The sequence below is a fragment of the Aggregatilinea sp. genome, assembly GCF_036822615.1.
In the GTDB taxonomy this organism is placed as follows: domain Bacteria; phylum Chloroflexota; class Anaerolineae; order Aggregatilineales; family Aggregatilineaceae; genus Aggregatilinea.
The window spans coordinates 13,083-13,552 of record NZ_DAISHJ010000078.1 but is presented as its reverse complement, the minus strand read 5'-3'; the positions used below and the strand labels follow the sequence as shown (position 1 = coordinate 13,552).

Annotated in this window: 2 protein-coding genes; both read left to right on the top strand. The window is 68.7% G+C overall.

The genetic code is table 11. The features are described from left to right. On the top strand, positions 1 to 196 hold a 196-nt coding region (locus tag V7116_RS17960), incomplete at its 5' end, for a hypothetical protein (RefSeq protein WP_324393341.1). 69 nt (positions 197 to 265) lie between these two features. Beyond that, positions 266 to 460 carry a hypothetical protein gene (locus V7116_RS17955; RefSeq protein WP_324393340.1) on the top strand — a complete coding sequence of 65 codons (195 nt, stop codon included), beginning with the start codon at positions 266 to 268 and terminating at the stop codon, positions 458 to 460. Positions 461 to 470 lie beyond the last annotated feature (10 nt).

Genomic DNA, 470 nt, shown 5'->3' with positions numbered 1-470 from the left:
TACAGCGTGTTACAGATTTACGATGTTCCGGCGCAGCCCGAACGCGCTGGGCAGCGGCGGGCTGATCGATCCGATGCAGGGCGACTTCGACACCGACACGATCGGCTGGAAGATCCGCCACGTCTTCGGGGGCAGCCACGCCAACGCGGCGGGCGGCTGGCGCTTCTCGTACTTCAGCACCGGCGCGGGCTCGTAGCGCGGCGGGTGACGGCACGCGGCCCGCTGGAGTGAATGCTCCGGCGGGCGCGGAGAAAGGACACCTCTCATGTTTCGCTGTATCAACTGCAACCGTCCCGATGCCCGGCGCGAGGGCGATACGTTCATCTGTCCACGCTGCGGCTACCGCTGGGACGTTGCGCACGAGCAGGCCAATGCGGCCTACCTGGCCGTGCAGGGCCGCGAGCCAGCCCTACCGCTGGCGGCGCAGCGCGCGGTCGGCCTCGACGTGCCGTCGAGCTGAGACGCATCCT